Source organism: Streptomyces longwoodensis (assembly GCF_001514125.1).
Lineage (GTDB): Bacteria > Actinomycetota > Actinomycetes > Streptomycetales > Streptomycetaceae > Streptomyces > Streptomyces longwoodensis.
The window spans coordinates 129,217-149,623 of the sequence record NZ_KQ948556.1 but is presented as its reverse complement, the minus strand read 5'-3'; the positions used below and the strand labels follow the sequence as shown (position 1 = coordinate 149,623).

Here is a 20,407-nt window from a genome sequence, read left to right as displayed (position 1 = left end):
CACAAGATGTATGCTCATGCTCGCTGTCGCCGCAGGGGAATCCGGTGTGAGTCCGGAACTGTCCCGCAACGGTGTACCCGTGCGTTCGCGCACGGGCGTCAGTCCGAGGACCTGCCGACAGTGCGCCCAGGCCGACCGGCCCGGGCGCCGACGTCCGGGCCTCGTGGAATGGGCCGGTGGACGCGTCGCCGTGTGCGCGCGTGCGCCGCACCCTGCCCTCCGTGGGGCCCCCGCCGAGCGAGGGAGAGCCCCACGTGACCATCGCGCCAGCCGATCCGGCCCCATCCGCACTGCCGGAGGAGGACGGTCCCGGTGCCGTGCTGCTGCGCACCCTGACCGAGCTGACCGCCGACCTCCCCGACGCCGACCCCGGCCGGGTCGCCGCCGCCGCGCTGCGCGGCCGGTCCGCCCGCGCGGACGAGGCGGAGCTGCGGGAGCTGGCCACGGAGGCCGCCGCCGGGCTCATCTCCGAGGACCCCGACTACTCCCGGCTGGCCGCCCGGCTGCTGACCCTCACCGTCCGCGCCGAGGCCGCCTCCCAGGGCGTCACGTCGTTCACCGGCTCGGTCGCCACCGGGCACCGCGAGGGCCTGGTCGCCGACCGCACGGCCGCGTTCGTGCGCACGCACGCCGAGCGGCTCGACGCGCTGGTCGACCCGGACGCCGACGACCGCTTCGGCTACTTCGGACTGCGCACCCTGCACAGCCGCTACCTGCTGCGCCACCCCCTGACCCGGCGGGTGATCGAGACGCCCCAGCACTTCCTGCTGCGGGTGGCCGCAGGTCTCGCCGAGGACGACACCGCCGGGTCGGTCGACGAAGTGGCCGCGCTCTACCGCCTGATGAGCCGCCTCGACTACCTGCCCTCCTCCCCCACGCTGTTCAACTCCGGCACCCGACACCCCCAGATGTCGTCCTGCTACCTCCTGGACTCCCCGCTGGACGAGCTGGACTCCATCTACGAGCGCTACCAGCAGGTCGCGAGGCTGTCCAAGCACGCCGGCGGCATCGGCCTGTCCTACTCCCGCATCCGCTCCCGGGGTTCACTGATCCGCGGCACCAACGGGCACTCCAACGGCATCGTGCCGTTCCTGAAGACGCTGGACGCGAGCGTCGCCGCGGTGAACCAGGGCGGGCGGCGCAAGGGCGCGGCCGCGGTGTACCTGGAGACCTGGCACTCCGACATCGAGGAGTTCCTGGAGCTGCGCGACAACACCGGTGAGGACGCCCGCCGCACGCACAACCTGAACCTGGCGCACTGGGTGCCGGACGAGTTCATGCGCCGGGTGAACGCCGACGCCGACTGGTCGCTGTTCTCCCCGGCGGACGTGCCGGAGCTGGTCGACCTGTGGGGCGAGGAGTTCGACGCGGCGTACCGCGCGGCGGAGGCGGCGGGGCTCGCCCGCAGGACCCTGCCGGCCCGTGAGCTGTACGGCCGGATGATGCGCACCCTCGCGCAGACCGGCAACGGCTGGATGACCTTCAAGGACGCCGCCAACCGCACCGCCAACCAGACCGCGCTGCCCGGCCACGTGGTCCACTCCTCCAACCTGTGCACGGAGATCCTCGAGGTCACCGACGACGGGGAGACGGCCGTGTGCAACCTCGGCTCGGTCAACCTGGGCGCGTTCGTCGTCGGCGGCGGCGACGGCATCGACTGGGAGCGGCTGGACGAGACGGTCCGCACCGCCGTGACCTTCCTGGACCGCGTCGTGGACATCAACTTCTACCCGACCGAGCAGGCGGGCCGCTCCAACGCCCGGTGGCGCCCCGTGGGCCTGGGCGCGATGGGCCTGCAGGACGTCTTCTTCAAGCTGCGGCTGCCGTTCGACTCGCCCGAGGCGAAGGCCCTGTCCACGCGGATCGCCGAGCGGATCATGCTGGTCGCCTACGAGGCGTCCGCGGACCTCGCCGAGCGCCACGGGCCGCTGCCCGCCTGGGAGAAGACCCGCACCGCCCGGGGCGTGCTGCACCCCGACCACTACGCGGTGGACCTCACCTGGCCGGAGCGCTGGGACGCGCTGCGGGCCCGGATCGCCTCGGTGGGCCTGCGCAACAGCCTGCTGCTCGCCATCGCGCCCACCGCCACCATCGCCTCGATCGCCGGCGTGTACGAGTGCATCGAGCCGCAGGTGTCGAACCTGTTCAAGCGCGAGACGCTGTCGGGTGAGTTCCTCCAGGTCAACTCCTACCTGGTGCGCGACCTGAAGGCGCTCGGCGTGTGGGACGCCCGCACCCGGGAGGCGCTGCGCGAGTCCAACGGCTCGGTGCAGGACTTCGCGTGGGTCCCGGAGGAGGTCCGGCGGCTGTACCGCACGGCGTGGGAGATCCCGCAGCGGGGCCTGATCGACATGGCCGCGGCCCGCACGCCGTTCCTGGACCAGGCCCAGTCCCTGAACCTGTTCCTGGAGACGCCGACCATCGGCAAGCTCTCCTCGATGTACGCGTACGCCTGGAAGTCGGGCCTGAAGACGACGTACTACCTGCGCTCGCGCCCGGCGACGAGGATCGCCCGCGCGGCCCGCGCCGCCGTCCCCGCACAGGCCGCCCCCGACCCCGAGGCGGTCGCCTGCTCCCTTGAGAACCCCGAGTCCTGCGAGGCCTGCCAGTGATGTCCAGCCGTACCCAGAACCTGCTCGACCCCGGCTTCGAGCTGACCCTGCGCCCGATGCGCTACCCCGACTTCTACGAGCGCTACCGGGACGCCATCAAGAACACCTGGACCGTGGAGGAGGTCGACCTCCACTCCGACGTCGCCGACCTCGCGAAGCTGACCCCGGCCGAGCAGCACCTCATCGGGCGCCTGGTGGCCTTCTTCGCCACCGGTGACTCGATCGTGGCGAACAACCTGGTGCTGACGCTGTACAAGCACATCAACTCCCCCGAGGCGCGGCTGTACCTGTCCCGCCAGCTCTTCGAGGAGGCCGTGCACGTCCAGTTCTACCTGACCCTGCTGGACACCTATCTGCCCGACCCGGAGGACCGGGCGGCGGCGTTCGCGGCGGTGGAGAACATCCCGTCCATCCGCGAGAAGGCCGCGTTCTGCTTCCGCTGGATGGACTCGGTGGAGAACATGGACCGCCTGGAGAGCCGCGCGGACCGCCGGCGCTTCCTGCTGAACCTGATCTGCTTCGCCGCGTGCATCGAGGGCCTGTTCTTCTACGGCGCGTTCGCGTACGTCTACTGGTTCCGCAGCCGGGGCCTGCTGCACGGGCTCGCCACGGGCACCAACTGGGTGTTCCGCGACGAGACCATGCACATGTCGTTCGCGTTCGACGTGGTCGACACCGTCCGCAAGGAGGAGCCTGACCTCTTCGACGAGGCGCTGCGCCAGGAGGTCACCGACATGCTGCGGGAGGCCGTCGAGGCCGAGCTGCAGTTCGCGCGCGACCTGTGCGGTGACGGCCTCCCTGGCATGAACACCGACTCCATGCGGCAGTACCTGGAGTGCGTCGCCGACCAGCGGCTGACGCGTCTGGGCTTCGCGCCGGTGTACGGCTCCGAGAACCCCTTCTCCTTCATGGAGTTGCAGGGGGTTCAGGAACTCACCAACTTCTTCGAGCGCCGTCCTTCGGCGTACCAGGTCGCGGTGGAGGGCACGGTCGACCTCGACGAGGACTTCTGACCCTCCCGGGCCTCCTGGGCCTCCCGGATCTGCCGGTCGATCCGCCGGTCGCGGATGACGCCGAGCGCGGACGGGAGGGCCATGAGGACGAGGATCGCGACGACGAGGGTCATTCCGATCAGGGCTTCTGTCTGTTCCGTAGTCATGACACCACTGTCGCTCCGGATGCTCCTGACCGGCAGTGGCAGGACTGCCGTGGACCCTCGAATTACTGCCAGATCCGAGGCACACTGGCAGCATGCTGGAAAACGTCGCCTGTGTCCTGCTGGACGGTGTGCACCCCTTCGAACTCGGCGTGGTCTCCGAGATCTTCGGCCTCGACCGCAGTGACGAGGGGCTGCCGGTGTACGACTTCGCCGTCGTCTCCGCGGAGGGGCCGGACCTCACCACCCACGTCCCCGGCCTCACCGTGTCGACGCCCCACGGCCTCGACCGGCTGGAGGAGGCGGACCTGATCGCGGTACCGGCCTCGGACCGCAACCTCACCCGGGAGTACCCGCCCGAGCTGCTCGACGCCCTGCGCCGGGCCGCGGAGCGGGGCACCCGGGTGCTCAGCGTCTGCTCCGGGGTGTTCGTGCTGGGCGCGGCAGGCCTGCTGGACGGGCGCCGCTGCGCGGTGCACTGGCGCCACGCGGACCTGCTGGCCCGGCAGTTCCCGCGCGCGGTCGTCGAGCCGGACGTCCTCTACGTCGACGAGGACCCGGTGATCACCTCGGCCGGCACCGCCGCCGGCATCGACGCCTGTCTGCACATCCTGCGCAAGGAGCAGGGCCCGGAGATCGCCAACCGGATCGCCCGGCGCATGGTGGTCCCGCCCCACCGCGACGGCGGCCAGGCCCAGTACGTCGAGCGGCCGCTGCCCCGCAGCACCTGCGACACGGTCGGCGAGGTCCTGGCGTGGATGGAGCAGAACCTCCAGGAGGAGGTCACGGTGGAGCAGCTCGCCGAGCGCGCCCACATGTCGCCGCGCACCTTCGCCCGCCGCTTCCAGCAGGAGACCGGCACGACCCCGTACCGGTGGATCCTGCGCCAGCGCGTGCTGCTGGCGCAGGACCTGCTGGAGGCGACGGACGAGACGGTGGACGCGATCGCCTGGCGCACCGGCTTCGGCACGGCGGCGGCCCTGCGGCACCAGTTCTACCGGGCGCTGGGCACGACGCCGAACGCCTACCGCCGCGCCTTCCGCGGCCCCCAGGCCGCCTGACGGTGCCCGCCGCTCACCGCGGGCGGGGGGTGAGCCGCAGCCGGCGGGGGCGCAACGTGATGCCGATGCGCGGCCGGGAGTCCGAGCCGGGCGCCTCCTCGAAGGTGAAGGCGGAGGCGACCGCCGCGGTGATCAGCGTCAGCTCGGCCATGGAGAAGTGGTCGCTCGGGCACTTGCGGTTGCCGACGCTGAACGGGCTCATCGCGTACTTGGGCACCTCCTGCGACCCGCCGGGCAGCCAGCGGTCCGGGTCGAACTCCTCGTGCCGCGCGAAGGACCGCGGATCACGCTGGATCGCGTAGGGGCTGTAGACGATGTCGGCGCCGGCGGGAATGCGGTATCCGCCGAGCACGGTGTCGGCCACCGCGCGCCGGGTCAATATCCATACGGCGGGATACAGACGCATTGTCTCCACGACCACATTCGCGGTGTACGTCAGCTTCCGCACGTCGTCGAATGCGACCGGTCGGTCGCCCACGACGGCTTTCACCTCGTCCCGGACGCGGTCCGCGAGTTCGGGGTGCTGGGTGAGCACCTGGAGCAGCGACATGAGCGTCGAGCCGACGGTTTCGGAGCCCGGGGTGACTATCGCGATGACCTGGTCGTGGATCTCCTGCTCCCCGATGGGCTCGCCATTGTCGTCCGTCGCCTCCAGCAAAGCCGTCAGCAAATCGTCCGGCTTTTGACCGGACGCCCGTCGGTCGGCGACGATCTCGTCGACCAGGAGGTGCAAATCGGCCAAGGCCCGGTTGAATTCGCGGTTGGCCGGAAGTGGTACCCGGTAAAGCGGTCCGAGGGGCACGACCATGCGCTGGTACATACCGCTGAACAGGGTGGCGAGGTCGGCGCAGATGCGGTCGGCCCGGTCGTCCATGTAGCTGCCCCGCATCAGGCAGCGGGCGGCGATGCGGACGGCGGCCCGGAAGGACTCGGTGGTGACGTCGAGGGTGCCGGCGCCGCGCCAGCGCTCCACGAGCGCCTGCGCCTCCTCCTCCATGATCGGCCCGTAGCCGGGGACGGCGTCGAGCCGGAAGGCGGGCTGGATGGTGCGCCGCTGGCGCCGGTGCAGGGGGCCGTTGGCAGTGGCCACGCCCTCCTTGCCGAGCAGGCTCTCCAGGGACTCCCACAGGGGGCCGGCGATGATGTAGTCGGGGCTGAGGGCCACGGCGCCGGTGAGCTCCGGGGTGGTGACGGCGTACACCGTCTTGGGGCCGAGCCGGAGCCTGACGACGTCGCCGTGGTCGCGCAGCTGCTCGAAGAAGGCCAGGGGGTCGCGGGCCAGTCTCCAGCCGTGGCCGAGGAGCGGAATGCCGCCACCGGCCGGCGGGGGCTCGCGCAGTTCGGAGGGCCCGGACGTCGTGGGCCGCGCCGCGTCGACGGTCATTTCTCTCCTGCCGCTTCGTTGTTGACGTACGGGGGCGTGGACCGGTCGTCCCAGCTGTCGACCATGTAGCGGCCGGACTCGTGGTGGAACCAGTAGACGGAACTGAACCAGTTCCGCATGTTGCCGAGGCAGACCCGGACGGCCTCGCCGACTTCCTTTCCGCGCACTGTTCCGTCGTCGAGGCGCTCGGCGAGCCGTAAGGCGTTCCGCTCCACGATGAGGAATTCCGCTATGCAGTCCTCGACGCGTCGGCGTACTTCGTCGACGGCCTCTTCGAGGGTCATTCCCTCGTGGGTGATGAGGGAAATACCGAGATTGTGGACCTCGTCACCCGCTATTTCCTTGGGGAGTGAGCAGAGGTCGTTGTACCAGGCGGCGAATTCCTGGCTCAGCAGCGCGGCCCGGCGGAAGGCCGGGTCCTTGCGCACGCCGTCCGGGAGTTCCCTTCCCGCGCCGAGTTCCAGCAGGTCCGTCCAGATCCAGTGCGCGAAGGTGAGCCGGCGCAGCGCCAGGTACTCCTCGACGGAGGGCACCCGCGCGGCGACCCGGTTGCGGAACTCGCGGTCGTAGGCCTCGATCACCTCGTGGAAGTGGCGGGTGAACCGCGCGTTCCAGGTTCCCGGCAGGAACGTGAACAGCCGGCCCACGCTGTCGGCGAGCCCGGCGACCAGCGGGTCCTCGTGGTGGAGGTGGTCCGCCGGCGCGTCCAGGGCGCGGTGCAGCCGGGACCTCAGCCGCCGCCAGGCGGCCGTGCGCCCGTGCACGATGTCACGGTCGTGCCGGTCGTCCCAGACGAAGAACCACGCGCTGAAGTCGGCGATGGCCTGCAGCACCTCGTCGGGGGCGCCGAGGTAGTAGCCCGCCATCAGGTCGGTGTAGCACAGGCCGTCGGCATATTCCGCGACCTTCTCCGCCGGCATGAGCCCTTTTTCCAGCAGCCAGGAGCGGGTCTCGTCCTGCAACCGCGGCCAATACGGGTGCAGTCTCCGGGGAAACGCCGCCTCGATCACCGGGAGGGAGAGCGACGGTGGAACCGCGACCGCCGTCGCCGTGCAGGTACCGCGGTATGTGGTGCTGTATGGGAAAGCTGGCACGAACAACCCCTCTCAGCCGCCGGTGACGCCTGCCCCTCCCGATGTGCCGGGCGTGCGCCGTTGCGTATCCCCGCACTTCCATTCAGCACTACAACTGACCGTTTTGGGAACGGATTTGCTCCATTCACTACCCCAGCCCGCCGACACGCGAACGGCGCCCGGCCGGGAGGGATCCCGGCCGGGCGCCGTGAACGCGCAGGTGTGGGTCAGTCGTTGGGGACCACGGGGTAGCGCGGCTCGTTCTCGGCCATCTGCCGCAGCGCGTCCTTGCGCTCCCGCTTGGAGAGCCGGTCGATGTACAGCGAGCCGTACAGGTGGTCGGTCTCGTGCTGCAAACACCGGGCGAAGTAGCCGGTGCCGCGCACCTTGACCGGGTTGCCCCGCTCGTCCTGCCCGGTCACCTCGGCGTAGTCCGGGCGGGCCAGCGGCGCGTACGCCGTCGGCACCGACAGGCAGCCCTCGTTGCTGTCGTCCAGCCGGCGCCGCTCGGCGGGCAGTTCGACCAGCTTGGGGTTGCACACCACGCCGACGTGCCGCACGCCCTCGTCGTCCGGGCAGTCGTAGACGAAGACCTTCAGGTCGACGCCGATCTGGTTGGCGGCCAGGCCCACGCCCTCCGCGGTGCGCTGCGAGGCGAACATGTCCGCGACCAGCTGCCGGAGTTCGTCGCCGAACTCGGTGACGTCCTTGCACTCCTTGTGGAGCACGGGGTTGCCGACGACGGTGATGGGCCGTGAGGTGCCGGCCTCGCGCCACGCCAGCTCGCGCTCCTCCGTGTCCTCGGTGTCGATGACGAATCCCTCGTCGTCCACGGGGAGCACGCCCGCGTGCTGCTGATCGGTGTCCTGCTGCGCCATGACCGACGTGTGCCTTCCTGGGGGTCGGAGATCGTCCGGGGGAAAACGATTGCGGAGTACAGCCTAATCGGGCGGCCGCCGTCGCTCAGCAGACCTCTTCCAGGTCCCGCCAGTCGCGGGAGTCGGGCGCGTCCGCCACCCAGCCGTCGAGCAGTCCCCGCACCAGCGACGCCGGCGCGGCCACCCCGCACTCGCGCTCCGGCACCCACAGCTGCCCGTCGGTGCGGTGCCCGAGGGGCCCGGGGTGCCCCGGCTCGCTGTGGTCGTGCGGGTCCAGGTGCACGCCGTCGCCCTCGTCGCTCGGCATGCGGGACTCCGAGCACATCCGGCACAGCAGCCGCACCGACGACGACCAGTCCTCCGCGGCGAACCCGGCGTCCGCGGCCAGCTGTTCCAGGGCGTCCCGGTCGGCCTCGGTGGCCGCCTCCAGCAGCACCACCCAGGTCGGCACGGGCGAGGGCGCCCACAGCTCTATCTCGTCGAACACCGGGTAGGAGTGCCCGCTGGACGTGGTGCGCTCACCGTGCGGCACCCCGTCGTGCAGGACGACCTCGCCCCAGCGCCGCCCGGACGACGGCAGCGGGATGGACAGCACCTCGATCCGCGCCGGGTCGAGCCGCCGCCCCCACACCACCTCGGCCTCGCCCTCGGGCGACAGCCGCACCGCCGCGCTGCCCAGGTCCATGCCGGCCGGCTCCCCGGAGGCGGTCGCACCGCCCGGCACGTGCAGCCCGTACGCCTGCCAGGCCCGGCGGGCCAGCGGCCAGTCCTGCAGCGCGGTGGCGGCGATGCCGACGTTCCACCAGTCGGGCGCCCCGGCCTCGCGGTCCAGCAGCGCGACCGCGCGCAGCCCGGCGGCCCTGGCCTGCTCCCAGTCGTGGCGGAACTTGTGCAGCAGGGCGAGGTTGAACCAGGACTCCGACAGCCAGGGCTCCAGGTCCGCGGCACGGGTCAGCAGCGCGCCCGCGTCCTCGTACCGCCCGTCGCCGATCAGCGTGAACGCGCGATCGGTGGCCTGCCGCCACGAGGCGGAGGGCCGGTGCCGTCCCTTGCCGAAGATCCTCACGATTCCCGCCTGCCAGTTCCGTGGAGTGGGCCGGCTGCGCCCCCCGACAGCCTCTCGAAGACCCTCTCCCTTCGCATCCAACCACGTGCGGCTGGAAGGGCGCTCATTACCCATGGGTTACCCACCGACGGGCAGGGTCAGACTGGCCCGCGCCAACACCCGGGCCAGCGCCTCGACCACCTCGGGCGCGTACTCCCCGGCCGCGGCCAGCCGCAGCTCCTCCAGGGCGGTGAGCGGTCCGCCGGGCCCGGCGCCGTGCACCTTCTCGTCGTAGGCGTTCACCACGCGCACGATCCGGGCGGCCACCGGCTGCTCCGCGCAGGGGTCGGCCTGCCGTTCCACCACGGCCGCGACCTGTTCGCCCGCGCCGGTCTGCCGCACGACGGCCCCGCCGAGCAGGGCGATGCGGCGCTGCTCGCGCACGGACAGGGGGGCGGTGGCCCCGGCCGGTACCGGGTCGACCAGGCTGAGCTGGCCGATGTCGTGCATCAGCGCCGCGTACTCCAGCACGGTGAGCTCCGGCCCGGACAGCCCCAGGTCGCGTCCCACGGCCACGCCCAGCGCGGCCACCCGGCGGGCGTGCCCGGGCGGCGTGTACCCGGCGATCTCGGTCGCCCGGGCCAGGGAGGCGATGGTCTGCCGGGAGGTGGCCCGGACGGCCGCGTACCGACGCAGCGCCAGCTGGGTGAGCAGCAGCGGCAGCGAGAACAGCGGCAGCGCCCACAGGCCGACCACGGCGACCGCGAGCGCGATCACCGCGCCGGTGGCGCACACCGCCGACCCGATGCCGGGCACCGCCCGCAGCTCGTCACGCAGCAGCGGACCGTACGGCCAGCCGGTGCGGGCGTGGGCCAGCGCGGCGGCGAGCACGACGTCGCACAGGACACCGAGGACGAGCAGCGCGAACAGCAGCAGCGCGTAGGCGGGGCCGCCGAAGCGTTCGAGGACGCCCCCGTCGTGCAGCGGCTGGAAGCACACCGCGGCGAAGGCCACGGTCAGCACCCGCCGGGCCAGGTGGTCCAGAACCGGTCCCCGGCCGCGCGCCACGTGCGGCACGCACCCGAGCAGCGAGGCCCCGGCGACCACCGCGACGACCTGCGCGGCGCCGTGCTGGGTGGGGTGTCCGGCATTCTCCCCGAGCAGCGCGAACGCCAGCGCCCCGGCGGCCCCGAGCGGCGCCGCCTCCCGCACCCCGGCCCCGCTCCAGCGGCTCAGCTCCCCCACCGCGACGAACACGCCGAAGGCCAGCGCGAGCGGCCGCTCCAGCACCCCGCTGCGCACGGTGGCGGCCAGCGCGACGGCGACGGTGAGTCCGGCGGCCGTGTGGATGAGCACCAGCGGGCGCCGGTGGTGCCCGGGCCGCCGGCCGGCCGTGCGGCCGCGGGCACCCGCGCCGGTCACGGCGGCCGACGTCACCGCGTCACCCCGCGCCGGTCGCCCGCGGACGCCGGGGAGGGCAGCGCGGGCGCGCCCTCGTCGGCGGTCACCACGGGGTGCCAGCCGTGGCGGTCCAGGGCGCGGACGAGGGCGCCGACCATGCGCGGGTCGAACTGGGTGCCCGCGCACCGGCCGAGTTCCTCCAGGGCGACGGCGACCGGCCGGGCCCGGCTGTAGGAGCGGGTCGAGGTCATCGCGTCGAAGGCGTCGGCGACGGCCACCACGCGCGCCGGTTCGGGGATCTGACGGCCCACCAGTCCGTAGGGGTAGCCGCTGCCGTCCAGCCGCTCGTGGTGGTGCAGGATCGCCGAGCGGGCCTCGCCGAGGAAGGTGATGCCCCGGGTGATCTCGTGGCCGTACTCGGGGTGCAGTTCGATGACGCACCGCTCCTCGGGGGTCAGCGGGCCGTCCTTGCGCAGCAGCCGGGTCGGCACGCCCAGTTTGCCCACGTCGTGCAGGATCCCGGCGAAGCGCAGCACCTCGATGCGCCGCTCGTCCATGCCGAGTTCGCGGGCGATCATCATGGAGGCCTGGCCGACCCGCTCGCTGTGGCCGCGGGTGTAGCCGTCCTTGATGTCGACGGCCTGCACCAGTGCCCGGATCGTCGCGTGGTGCGCGGCCCGCTCCCGGTGGTACTGCGCGAACACCCACCAGGCCACGCCCATGGGGAACAGCACGAGCAGCGCGGCGACCGGCCCGTAGGGGCTGTGCCACAGCACCGCCATCATCAGCCCGGCCAGCCCGTGCACGGCGAGCGGCGCGAGCGAGCGGGAGAACCGCCCGCGCCAGGCCCGGCGGGCCGGGACGCGTTCGGCGAGCACGCGGATGCCGCCGTCCAGCAGCGCGAGCACGGCGCAGTAGACGAGCACGGCGGCCGCTGCGGGCAGCAGTGCCCCGGGGACCGCGCAGGCGGCCACGGTGTCCCGGCCGCCGAGCGTCCCGTGCACGCGGGCCGCGGCCCACACGGCCGGCACGCACTGCGCGGCCCGCCACAGCCGCCGGACGCCGGCCGGGCGCTGTTCCACGCGGGCCAGCAGGATGCCGGGCAGCGGGACGAGGGCCGCGGCGGGCGGCGGCAGCAGGAAGGCCCCGGCGAGCAGCACGGGGTGGACGACGGGAGCCACGGGGGACGCGGCCGGCAGGGACCCGGGGAACCGGGTGCGGGCGGCCCATCGGCCCGCCGCGTACAGCGCGGCGAGCAGGATCACGGCCCACGAGGACGAGTCGGCCCTCAGCAGGCCGGCGGCCCACCGGGACGGGTCCGGGAGGGGCGTGCCCGCGACGGCGGGTACGGGGGCCAGGCAGACCAGGGCGGCGAGGGCGACGCAGCCGACGTAGAGCCGGGCCCGCCCGGGAATCGCCTCCATGCCGCCTCCCCCCAGCCCGTAGGTGTCCGGGCTGGGAGCCTAGGACCGGCCGGGGAGGGGGACGGGCGTATCACCCGCTGATTAGCACGTTCGAGTGACGACCGCCCGTTCACCGGCCGCACCTCCACCGGGGAGGGCGGCCCGTGAACGGGCGGCGGTCAGGACTCCTGGGGGGTGCCCGGGGAGGTGGCGCTCACGTCGTGCTCGGGCACCGTCTGGCCGGAGCGGATCAGCTCCAGCCGCCCCATGACCTTGGCGCGCAGGTCCACGGGCACGTCGTCATGACCGCAGCACCGCTTGACCAGCTTCTTCACGGCCTGCTCGAGTCCGTACTTCTCCAGGCACGGCGAGCACTCCTTGAAGTGCTGCTGGAACTTGTCGCGGTCGACGTCCGGCATCTCGCTGTCGAGGAACTCGTACAGGTGGTCGAGGACCTCGGAGCAGTCCGTCTCGTGCGGCTCTCCGCAGCTCATGAGCCCGAGCCTTTCGCTTCGTTCGACTCTCCGGCGCCGGCCGGGACCAGCCCGCGCTCACGGGCGTAGTCCTCGAGCATGCCGCGCAGTTGACGGCGGCCCCGGTGCAGCCGGGACATCACCGTACCGATGGGTGTCCCCATGATGTCCGCGATCTCCTTGTACGCAAAGCCCTCGACGTCGGCGAGGTACACGGCGATGCGGAACTCCTCGGGGATCGCCTGGAGCGCTTCCTTCACGTCCGAGTCGGGCAGGTGGTCGAGCGCCTGCGACTCGGCGGAGCGCAGACCCGTCGACATGTGCGACTCGGCACGGGCGAGCTGCCAGTCCTCGATCTCCTCGGCCGCGCTGCGCTGGGGTTCGCGCTGCTTCTTGCGGTACGAGTTGATGAAGGTGTTGGTGAGGATCCGGTACAGCCACGCCTTGAGGTTGGTGCCCTCACGGAACTGGTGGAAGGACGCGTACGCCTTGGCGTACGTCTCCTGCACCAGGTCCTCCGCGTCGGCGGGGTTGCGCGTCATGCGCAGTGCGGCCGAATACATCTGGTCGAGGAATTCCAGCGCGTCCCGCTCGAAGCGCGCGCTGCGCTCCGTGGTCGACTCGGGGATCGCCCCCGCGTCCGCGCCCACGCCGATGCCCTGGCCCTCGGGCAGCTCCGCCTGGCCGTCGTCGGTCCCTGCGTCGGTACCGGGAACCGGACCCACCTCCTCAAGATTCCGGGCAGGACCGAGACCGATCCCACCAGAATCGGAGGATAGAACACGACCCGTCCCCGCCGCCGCTCGAATAGGAGCGGTCCTGGCCGCGTGCAGCACCGTCCAGTCCAGGTCGGCGCGGTTGCCACGGCTGGGGCAGATGGTCGAACCCATGCGGCGAACTTCCTCTCCCACGACGTCCGTACTGGCTGTCCAGCACGTCTGTCCCGCACAACAGTGGGCGGGAGCGCGGCATTCCCCGCGCCGCTCCCCCGTGACGCGCCCCACCCGCGGCGCCGCCCGGTGCCGTGGCCCGGTCAGGGAAGTGACGCGGTCCACTCCACGACCGCCGCCGTGATCACCGCGAGCGCCTGCTCCTGGGTGATGTCCGCCCGCTTGGGCACGGCGAACCCGTGGTCGCCGTGGGGCACGGTGACGAGCTCGTGGTCCCCGTCGGGGAACTCCTCGGGCCGGCCGAAGGGGTCGTTGCCGCCCTGGACGACGAGGGTGGGCACGCCCGCGCCCAGCAGCTCGGCGGCACGGGAGCGGTCCGGTCTGCCCGGCGGGTGCAGCGGGAAGCTCAGCGCGAGGACGGCGGCGGCGCCCAGCTCGGTCGCCGTGCGGCAGGCGACGCGGGCGCCCGCGGAGCGCCCGCCGGCGATCACCGGCAGTCCGGCCGCGGTGAGGGCCGGCCAGATCCCGCGCCAGCCCGCGTCCAGGGTCTTCGGCGCCGGCGCCAGCTTCTTGCCGGCCACCCGCCAGGGCTGCTCCACCAGGGCGACGGTGACACCGTGCGCGGGCAGCTCGGCGGCGAGCGCCCGCAGGTCGCGCGCCTCGATGCCGCCGCCGGCGCCGTGGCTGACGGCGAGGACGAGGCGGGCCGCGCGCGGGGCGCGGTGCCAGGTGATCCGGGCGTCGCCGGTCGCGGTCGGGACGGTCTGGACCGGGGCGGTGCCGGTGCGGGTGTCGTTCGTCACGTCAGAAGAGTGTGCCCTCCTCCGGCCCCGCCAGCTCCTTCAGCAGCTCCGGGCCGTTGTTGCGGACGTTGCTGACGGCGGTGGAGACCGGGTGGGCGCGCAGCAGCCCGGGCGGCGGCGGGGCGAGCAGCGACCGCAGCTCCCCGGGGTCGGTGCGGGACGGGTCGAGCCAGGCGTCCCAGCGGTCCGGGGTGAGCATCAGGGGCATCCGGGGGTGGATGTCGGCCAGCGTGCGGGGTCCCTCGGCGGGGGCGGCGGCGAGCGGGGTGGTCTCGGCCTCGGTGGTGATGACCGAGCAGGTCGCCCACCAGGCCCGCGGGTGGTCGTCCGGCAGGGTGCGGTCCCGCCAGAACTCGTACAGCCCGGCCATCGCGAACACCGAGCCGTCGGCCGGGAGCACGAAGTACGGCTGCTTGCGCGGGCGTTTGCGGCGGCCCTCGACCTCCAGCTCGCGCTCCTCGGTGCCGGTGACCCACTCGTAGTAGCCGTCGGCGGGGACGATGCAGCGCCGGGCGGCGAAGGCCCGGCGGTACGACGGCTTCTCGTGGACGGTCTCCGCGCGGGCGTTGATCATGCGGGCGGCGCCCTCGGGCGACGTCGCCCAGGACGGGACCAGGCCCCACCTGAGGGTGCGCAGCTGGCGAACCGGCCGCGGGTCGTCCGCGTCCTTCAGGGGACGGTCCAGGACGACGTGGACCTCCTTGGTCGGGGCCACGTTGTAGTCGGGCCCCAGTGCCTCGGCCGGCTCCCACTTCTCCACCCCGAAGACCGCCGCGAGGTCCTCGGGCCCACGACTGGCTGCATACCGTCCGCACATGCGTGCCACACTGCCAGATCCGTCCGACGGAAAGGGAGCCACCGCCCTACATGAACGGCATGGACAGCATGGACAGCCCGCACAGCCTCGCCGCCCTCGCGCTGCCCGACCTCTGGGGCCGGCTCACCGGGACCCAGTCCGACCCCGATCTGTGGGTGGTGTGCGCCACCCTGGCCGCCGCGCTGGCCGTCGTGGTGCCCCACCCGCTGTGGCGCCTGTCGCGCAACGCGATCACCATCGCCCACGAGGGGGGCCACGGCCTGGTCGCGCTGCTGACCGGCCGCACCCTGACCGGCATACGGCTGCACTCCGACACCAGCGGCCTCACCCTGAGCCGCGGCAAGCCGTACGGCCTCGGCATGATCCTCACGGCGGCGGCCGGTTACACCGCTCCCCCGCTGCTGGGCCTCGGCGGTGCCGCGCTGCTGGGCGCCGGGCGCATCACGCTGCTGCTGTGGGTGGCGACGGCCCTGCTGCTGGTGATGCTGGTGATGATCCGCAACGCCTACGGCGCGCTGACGGTGCTGCTCACCGGCGGCACGTTCCTGCTGGTGTCCTGGCTGGCCGGGCCCCAGGTGCAGGCGGCATTCGCCTACGCGGTGGTGTGGTTCCTGCTGCTGGGGGGCGTGCGCCCGGCCTTCGAGCTCCAGGCCAAGCGCCGGCACGCGGGCGCGGGCGACTCGGACGCCGACCAGCTGTCCCGGTTGACGCACGTGCCGGCGGGGCTGTGGCTGTTCCTCTTCCACGCGGTGTCGCTGTGCTCCCTGACGGGGGGCGGCCGGTGGCTGCTGGGGCTGTGACGGGCCGTCCCGTTCCCCGTCACCGCCGGCCCCGCGCGAGCCACCCGCCGGAGTGGCACGGCCGACCTGCGGCGAACCGTTTCACCAGCCAGGACGGCGCGGAACCCGGCGGACGACGGACGGTCCGGGGGACGGCCCTCCTTATAGAGTGGGCCCCATGGCCCCAACCCCCGCACCCACCGCCCTCTGGCCCGCGCCGCACGCGAGCGGAGCCGTCGACGCGACGGTCCACGTGCCCGGGTCCAAGTCGGTCACCAACCGCGCCCTCGTCCTCGCCGCCCTCGCCTCCGAGCCGGGCTGGCTGCGCCGCCCGCTGCGCTCGCGAGACACCCTGCTGATGGCGGACGCGCTGCGCGCGATGGGCATCGAGATCGAGGAGGGCGTGGGGCCCGACGGCACCGGCGAGGCGTGGCGGGTGCTGCCGACAGGCCTGCGCGGCCCGGCCACCGTGGACGTCGGCAACGCCGGCACCGTGATGCGCTTCCTGCCCCCGGTCGCCACCCTGGCCGACGGGCCCGTGCACTTCGACGGCGACCCGCGGTCGTACGAGCGCCCCCTGCACGGGGTGATCGACGCGCTGCGGGCGCTCGGCGCGCGGATCGACGACGACGGCCGCGGCGCGCTGCCCCTGACCGTGCACGGCGTGGGCGCGCTGGACGGGGGTCCGGTGGAGGTCGACGCCTCGTCGTCGTCCCAGTTCGTCTCGGCGCTGCTGCTGTCGGGGCCGCGCTTCAACCAGGGGGTGGAGGTCCGCCACACCGGCTCCACCCTGCCCTCGCTGCCGCACATCCGGATGACGGTGGACATGCTGCGCGCGGTCGGCGCCCAGGTGGACACCCCGGAGTCGGGCGGCGAGCCCGGCGTCTGGCGGGTCACGCCCGGCGCGCTGCTGGGCCGTGACCTGACGGTCGAGCCGGACCTGTCCAACGCCCAGCCGTTTCTGGCCGCGGCGCTGGTCACCGGGGGTCGCGTGGTGGTCCCGGACTGGCCGGCCCGCACCACCCAGCCGGGTGACCGGCTGCGGGAGATCTTCACCGAGATGGGCGGTTCCTGCCGGCTGACCGACTACGGCCTGGAGTTCACCGGCTCCGGCTCCGTCCACGGCATCGACGTGGACCTCGGCGACGTCGGCGAGCTGACCCCGGGCATCGCGGCGGTGGCGGCCCTCGCCGACTCCCCCTCCACCCTGCGGGGCGTGGCGCACCTGCGGCTGCACGAGACGGACCGGCTGGCCGCGCTCACCAAGGAGATCAACGAGCTCGGCGGCGACGTCACCGAGACCGCCGACGGCCTGCACATCCGCCCCCGCCCGCTGCACGGCGGTGTCTTCCACACCTACGAGGACCACCGCATGGCGACCGCCGGTGCGATCATCGGCCTCGCGGTCGAGGGCGTGCGCATCGAGAACGTGGCGACCACCGCGAAGACCCTGCCGGACTTCCCGGACCTGTGGACCGCGATGCTCGGGGCGGCGTAGGGACGCGGGGAACAGTCATGCGCCGCTACGGCAAGCACACCGACGAGGACGACATCCGCAGCCGCCCCAACCGCAAGGGCAACCGGCCGCGGACCAACATCCGGCCCAAGCACGAGGACGCCGCCGAGGGCATGGTCCTGACCGTCGACCGGGGCCGGCTGACGTGCCTGGTCGACGGCCGGCCGGTGCTGGCGATGAAGGCCAGGGAACTGGGCCGCAAGGCGGCCGTGGTCGGCGACCGGGTCGCGCTGGTCGGCGACCTGTCCGGCGCCAAGGACACGCTGGCCCGGATCGTCCGCATCGAGGAGCGGACCTCGGTGCTGCGGCGCACCGCCGACGACGACGACCCCTACGAGCGGGTGGTGGTGGCCAACGCCGACCAGCTCGCCGTGGTCACGGCCCTCGCCGACCCGGAGCCCCGCCCGCGCCTGATCGACCGCTGTCTGGTCGCGGCGTTCGACGGCGGCCTCGAACCGCTGCTGGTGCTGACCAAGTCGGACCTCGCCCCGCCGGACAAGATGCTGGAGCTGTACGGCGACCTGGACATCCCGTACGTGGTGACCAGCCGCCAGGAGCTGGAGGACGGCACCGCGGCAGACCGGGTGCGCGAGCAACTGGCGGGCCGCGTCACGGCGTTCGTCGGCCACTCCGGCGTCGGCAAGACGACGCTGGTGAACGCGCTGGTGCCCGAGGAGCGGCGGCGCCTGACCGGCCACGTCAACGCGGTGACCGGCCGCGGCCGGCACACCACCACCTCCGCGCTGGCCCTCCCGCTGGACGGCGCGGAGGGCTGGGTGATCGACACCCCGGGCGTGCGGTCCTTCGGTCTCGCGCACGTCGACCCGTCCCGGGTGATCCACGCCTTCCCCGACCTCGAACCGGGCACCGAGGGCTGCCCGCGCGCGTGCAGCCACGACGAGCCGGACTGCGCGCTGGACGCGTGGGTGGCCGAGGGGCACGCCGACCCGGCGCGGCTGTACTCGCTGCGCCGGCTGCTGTCGACGCGGGAGCGCAAGGAAGGAGACTGAGCCCCGCGTTGTTTGGTGGGGCCGGACCCCGGTAAGTGCATAATCGCACCGAGCGGTGATCCGGTACCTACGGGAGGACAGCACATGGCGTGGCTGCTGGTCATGGTGGCCGGACTGCTCGAGACCGGGTTCGCCGTGTGTCTGAAGCTCTCCCACGGGTTCACCCGGCTCTGGCCGACGATCGCCTTCTGCGTGTTCGCCCTCGGCAGCTTCGGCCTGCTGACCCTGTCCCTGCGCAAGCTGGACGTGGGCCCGGCGTACGCGGTGTGGACCGGCATCGGCGCGGCCGGCACGGCGATCTACGGCATGGTCTTCCTCGGTGACCTGGTGTCGACCCTGAAGATCGTCTCGATCAGCCTGGTCATCCTCGGGGTGATCGGACTCCAGCTGTCCGGCTCGACGCACTAGACACCCCCTGGGCCGGCGGCGGCGCGCTCAGGCCGCCGGGCGGTGCAGCGCGCCGCGCACCAGGTCCGCGAGGCCGCCCTCGCCCGGGGGCGCGGCCACGCAGGACAGGGCGATGCGGACGACCAGTTCGCAGGAGCGGGCCAGCTCGGCGGTGTCCGGCCCCGCGACGGGCCCGGCCAGCACCGCCACGGCGCGGTCGCGCACCAGGGCCACGAAGTCGCCGGGCGAGGGCAGCGGTCCGTCCGCCCGCCGCTGCGCCGGTACGGCGGCGGAGGCCGCGACGGGCCGCAGCGCGGGCGTCGGCAGGCGCTCGCTCCAGCAGCCGGTGAGCAGGGCGCGGACCAGCGCGTTGTCGTGGGCGGCGGTCACGGTCCACTCCGCGGCGGCGGTCAGCCGCTCCCGGGCGTCGCCGTGCACGGCGAGGGCCCGCTCCACCCCGGCGAGGTAGCCGTCGGCCTCCCGGCGCACCAGGGCGCGGGCGAGGCCGTCCTTGCTGCCGAACTCGTTGTACAGCGTCTGCCGGGACACCCCGGCCGCGGCGGCGACGTCGACCATGCGCACCGTGGACCACGGCCGCCGCGCCAGGGCCGCGAAGGCGGCGTCCAGCAGTGATTCCCGCGCACCCGGCATCCTCGCCTCCCTGCGACGGCACTGCGCCCAGATTTGACGGGCTTGTCTGCACTGTCAAGGGGTCGCGGCGGGGGCGGACCACGGCATCCCGACCGGCGGTTGCGGGCGGGTGACCGCCGGGCGCCCGGCCCCCTGTGGCCCCGCGCCCGCCGCTGCGGATACCGTTCGTCACATGCCGGACTACCTCGACGACCTGCGGCTGGCCCACGTCCTCGCGGACGCCGCCGACGCCGCCACCACGGCCCGCTTCAAGGCCCTCGACCTCAAGGTGGAGACCAAGCCGGACATGACCCCGGTGAGCGAGGCGGACAAGGCGGCGGAGGAGCTCATCCGCGGACAGCTCCAGCGCGCCCGCCCCCGTGACGCGATCCTCGGCGAGGAGTACGGCGTGGAGGGCACCGGCCCGCGCCGCTGGGTGGTCGACCCGATCGACGGCACCAAGAACTACGTCCGGGGCGTCCCGGTCTGGGCGACGCTGATCGCCCTCACGGAGGCGGGCGAGGGCGGCTACCAGCCGGTCGTCGGGGTCGTCTCCGCGCCCGCGCTCGGCCGCCGCTGGTGGGCAGCGAAGGGCCACGGCGCCTACTCCGGCCGCAGCCTGTCCTCCGCCACCCGGCTGCACGTCTCGCGGGTCGCGGACCTCGCGGACGCCTCCTTCGCCTACTCCTCCCTGTCCGGCTGGGAGGAGCAGGGCCGCCTGGAGGGCTTCCTCGACCTGACCCGCCGGGTCTGGCGCACGCGCGCGTACGGGGACTTCTGGCCGTACATGATGGTCGCCGAGGGGGCGGTCGACCTGTGTGCCGAGCCCGAGCTGTCGCTGTGGGACATGGCCGCCACCGCGATCGTCGTGACGGAGGCGGGCGGCACCTTCACCGGCCTGGACGGCCGTCCCGGCCCGCACAGCGGCAACGCGGCCGCCTCGAACGGCCTGTTGCACGACGCACTGCTGGACCACCTGGGACCCCGCCGGTGAGCTGACGCGCCGTCCGGCGCACGCGCCCCGGGCACACATGAGCGCGTGCGCCCTCAACTGGCCGCACGCGCCCTCTTGTTGACCCCCGCTTTGCC

The 20,407-nt window shown here is 73.2% G+C and carries 19 protein-coding genes and 1 riboswitch; of the genes, 8 read left to right on the top strand and 11 right to left on the bottom strand.

What is annotated here, in order from left to right:
- Positions 1-10 precede the first annotated feature (10 nt).
- Positions 11-133, top strand: a riboswitch (cobalamin riboswitch).
- A 121-nt stretch (positions 134-254) separates the two neighbouring features.
- The 3 genes from AQJ30_RS22220 to AQJ30_RS22210 all read left to right on the top strand — a co-directional run bounded on the left by AQJ30_RS22220 (position 255) and on the right by AQJ30_RS22210 (position 4,829).
- Positions 255-2,612: a ribonucleoside-diphosphate reductase subunit alpha gene (locus AQJ30_RS22220; protein ID WP_067236879.1), complete on the top strand. Its 2,358-nt coding sequence runs from the start codon at positions 255-257 to the stop codon at positions 2,610-2,612.
- Positions 2,612-3,625, top strand: a complete 1,014-nt coding sequence (locus AQJ30_RS22215; RefSeq protein WP_067236876.1) for a ribonucleotide-diphosphate reductase subunit beta — start codon at positions 2,612-2,614, stop codon at positions 3,623-3,625. The genes AQJ30_RS22220 and AQJ30_RS22215 overlap by 1 nt, the downstream gene beginning before the upstream one ends.
- 238 nt (positions 3,626-3,863) lie before the next feature.
- The gene (locus AQJ30_RS22210) at positions 3,864-4,829 is read left to right on the top strand and encodes a GlxA family transcriptional regulator (protein ID WP_067236875.1); all 966 of its coding nucleotides are present in this window, start codon (positions 3,864-3,866) and stop codon (positions 4,827-4,829) included.
- Between the two features lie 13 nt (positions 4,830-4,842).
- Here AQJ30_RS22210 and AQJ30_RS22205 read toward each other — a convergent pair whose 3' ends face one another.
- The 10 genes from AQJ30_RS22205 to AQJ30_RS22160 form a co-directional block, all read right to left on the bottom strand.
- Positions 4,843-6,213 carry a bifunctional albaflavenone monooxygenase/terpene synthase gene (locus AQJ30_RS22205; protein ID WP_067236872.1) on the bottom strand — a complete coding sequence of 457 codons (1,371 nt, stop codon included), beginning with the start codon at positions 6,211-6,213 and terminating at the stop codon, positions 4,843-4,845.
- Positions 6,210-7,307, bottom strand: coding sequence for an epi-isozizaene synthase (cyc1, locus tag AQJ30_RS22200; protein ID WP_107119669.1), 1,098 nt, complete (start codon positions 7,305-7,307; stop codon positions 6,210-6,212). Before cyc1 ends, AQJ30_RS22205 begins: the two co-directional genes overlap by 4 nt.
- Before the next feature lie 206 nt (positions 7,308-7,513).
- On the bottom strand, positions 7,514-8,164 hold the full coding sequence (def, locus tag AQJ30_RS22195; RefSeq protein WP_067236868.1) for a peptide deformylase: 651 nt from the start codon (positions 8,162-8,164) through the stop codon (positions 7,514-7,516).
- Between the two features lie 85 nt (positions 8,165-8,249).
- Positions 8,250-9,230, bottom strand: coding sequence for a tetratricopeptide repeat protein (locus AQJ30_RS22190; RefSeq protein ID WP_067236865.1), 981 nt, complete (start codon positions 9,228-9,230; stop codon positions 8,250-8,252).
- Between the two features lie 117 nt (positions 9,231-9,347).
- On the bottom strand, positions 9,348-10,568 hold the full coding sequence (locus tag AQJ30_RS22185; RefSeq protein WP_067237309.1) for an HD-GYP domain-containing protein: 1,221 nt from the start codon (positions 10,566-10,568) through the stop codon (positions 9,348-9,350).
- 74 nt (positions 10,569-10,642) lie between these two features.
- Entirely contained in the window at positions 10,643-12,034 is a 1,392-nt protein-coding gene (locus tag AQJ30_RS22180; protein WP_067236862.1) for an HD-GYP domain-containing protein, read from the bottom strand.
- A gap of 158 nt (positions 12,035-12,192) precedes the next feature.
- A complete protein-coding gene (rsrA, locus tag AQJ30_RS22175) occupies positions 12,193-12,507 on the bottom strand; it encodes a mycothiol system anti-sigma-R factor (protein WP_067236860.1) in 315 nt (104 codons plus the stop codon).
- Positions 12,504-13,211, bottom strand: coding sequence for a sigma-70 family RNA polymerase sigma factor (locus AQJ30_RS22170; protein WP_067236858.1), 708 nt, complete (start codon positions 13,209-13,211; stop codon positions 12,504-12,506). Before AQJ30_RS22170 ends, rsrA begins: the two co-directional genes overlap by 4 nt.
- 308 nt (positions 13,212-13,519) lie before the next feature.
- Positions 13,520-14,179 (bottom strand): alpha/beta hydrolase family protein, encoded by a 660-nt coding sequence (locus AQJ30_RS22165; RefSeq protein WP_067236856.1) that lies wholly within the window; start codon positions 14,177-14,179, stop codon positions 13,520-13,522.
- Position 14,180: 1 nt separating this feature from the next.
- A complete protein-coding gene (locus AQJ30_RS22160) occupies positions 14,181-14,996 on the bottom strand; it encodes an SOS response-associated peptidase (RefSeq protein WP_067236854.1) in 816 nt (271 codons plus the stop codon).
- Between the two features lie 59 nt (positions 14,997-15,055).
- Between AQJ30_RS22160 and AQJ30_RS22155 the strand changes: the two genes are divergently transcribed.
- The 4 genes from AQJ30_RS22155 to AQJ30_RS22140 all read left to right on the top strand — a co-directional run bounded on the left by AQJ30_RS22155 (position 15,056) and on the right by AQJ30_RS22140 (position 18,709).
- The gene (locus AQJ30_RS22155) at positions 15,056-15,796 is read left to right on the top strand and encodes a M50 family metallopeptidase (RefSeq protein ID WP_391880266.1); all 741 of its coding nucleotides are present in this window, start codon (positions 15,056-15,058) and stop codon (positions 15,794-15,796) included.
- 157 nt (positions 15,797-15,953) lie between these two features.
- Positions 15,954-17,273: a 3-phosphoshikimate 1-carboxyvinyltransferase gene (gene aroA / locus AQJ30_RS22150; RefSeq protein ID WP_067236852.1), complete on the top strand. Its 1,320-nt coding sequence runs from the start codon at positions 15,954-15,956 to the stop codon at positions 17,271-17,273.
- 17 nt (positions 17,274-17,290) lie between these two features.
- On the top strand, positions 17,291-18,301 hold the full coding sequence (gene rsgA / locus AQJ30_RS22145) for a ribosome small subunit-dependent GTPase A (RefSeq protein WP_067236849.1): 1,011 nt from the start codon (positions 17,291-17,293) through the stop codon (positions 18,299-18,301).
- A gap of 84 nt (positions 18,302-18,385) precedes the next feature.
- Positions 18,386-18,709 (top strand): DMT family transporter, encoded by a 324-nt coding sequence (locus AQJ30_RS22140; protein ID WP_067236844.1) that lies wholly within the window; start codon positions 18,386-18,388, stop codon positions 18,707-18,709.
- Positions 18,710-18,736: 27 nt separating this feature from the next.
- Here the strand turns inward: AQJ30_RS22140 and AQJ30_RS22135 are convergent, their stop codons facing one another.
- Positions 18,737-19,339 (bottom strand): TetR/AcrR family transcriptional regulator, encoded by a 603-nt coding sequence (locus AQJ30_RS22135; protein WP_067236842.1) that lies wholly within the window; start codon positions 19,337-19,339, stop codon positions 18,737-18,739.
- Positions 19,340-19,511: 172 nt separating this feature from the next.
- Between AQJ30_RS22135 and hisN the strand changes: the two genes are divergently transcribed.
- Positions 19,512-20,312 carry a histidinol-phosphatase gene (gene hisN, locus AQJ30_RS22130; protein WP_067236840.1) on the top strand — a complete coding sequence of 267 codons (801 nt, stop codon included), beginning with the start codon at positions 19,512-19,514 and terminating at the stop codon, positions 20,310-20,312.
- The last annotated feature ends 95 nt before the right edge of the window (positions 20,313-20,407 follow it).